2 protein-coding genes and 1 pseudogene are annotated in these 903 nt (G+C 43.5%); all 3 read right to left on the bottom strand.

The genetic code is table 11. From position 1 onward, the window contains the following. A pseudogene (locus ACFIN0_RS10280) lies at positions 1–527 on the bottom strand (phage late control D family protein); the annotation flags it as partial. Then, positions 524–748 carry a tail protein X gene (locus ACFIN0_RS10275; protein ID WP_375640049.1) on the bottom strand — a complete coding sequence of 75 codons (225 nt, stop codon included), beginning with the start codon at positions 746–748 and terminating at the stop codon, positions 524–526. The pseudogene ACFIN0_RS10280 and the gene ACFIN0_RS10275, both read right to left, overlap by 4 nt. Next, positions 745–903: phage tail protein (locus ACFIN0_RS10270; RefSeq protein WP_375702464.1), on the bottom strand; the 159-nt coding region annotated here is incomplete at its 5' end. The genes ACFIN0_RS10270 and ACFIN0_RS10275, both read right to left, overlap by 4 nt.

Raw genomic sequence — 903 nt, 5'->3', positions numbered from 1 at the left:
CCATCAACGGGTTTTGCTACCGCATCATAGTCTTCTGCAAGGCGTGTGGCAAAAGCCATATCGCTTTCAGAAGTTTGATCAATGTGACGCACAACAATTTTAGCAAGAGCAGGGTCAACTTTTGGTATATAGCCATTGCGCTCTGCTATCTCTTGAACAATACTGCCAAGGGTTTGTTGGTGATAGGATTGGCTTTTGGGTGTTCTATAAGACGTGTTCATTGATGCGGCGCGTCCTGTCACGCTTAGGCTTTGTGGAGGGCTGCTTACAGAGATTTCATCAATCAGATAGGCTCCCATATCGCGGTTTTTGCCGCTTTCATAGCCAAGTGTTACGGAAATGATTGTTCCGATGAGAGGAATATCAAGAAAGCCATTATCACTGTCACGAGCGCGGTCATCAAGCTCTATGGTAATGCGGTCACTTTTGTCTTCTGCTTCATCGGTAATTTCAATCGACAAAACATAGTCCATGAGAGTTCTTGTGATGTCCTCTCCATTTGCCATCACTGTGCAAAAAGGTTTCATGACTGGCTACCCCAAATTCTAATCACCGGTGTGGCTTTAGGATAGGGGAGGGTTGGCAAAACGATTGTGATGCCTGCTTTTAAGATAGGTCCATGGTCTGCAAGACCAAAATTTGCTGCATAAACGCGTTCAACAGCAAGGGCTTGTTGACCCTTAGCATAGTATTTCCAGCAAATGGCGTCAACCATATCGCCTTCTTTTGTTACGTAAAGATCACTCATAGGTCTCCACCATATTCTCTCAACTTTATCGTAAATTCTTGTTTTTTGGGGGATCCGTTATAGTGAAAAATGCTTTGTTTTTCCTCTACAGAAAGAATGACAAACTTTCCTAAAATTTTTCCCTGACCAGTCACAAGAATGTGAGGTCCTTCATG

Source organism: Bartonella sp. AA89HNZF, assembly GCF_042196905.1.
In the GTDB taxonomy this organism is placed as follows: Bacteria; Pseudomonadota; Alphaproteobacteria; order Rhizobiales; family Rhizobiaceae; genus Bartonella.
Note: the sequence above shows the minus strand (reverse complement) of the source record. Positions and strands in the feature narration are given on the sequence as shown.

Excerpts from the sequence above, each read along its gene's own strand:
- ACFIN0_RS10275 (WP_375640049.1), bottom strand. The coding sequence starts at position 748 with ATGAGTGATCTTTACGTAACAAAAGAAGGCGATATGGTTGACGCCATT.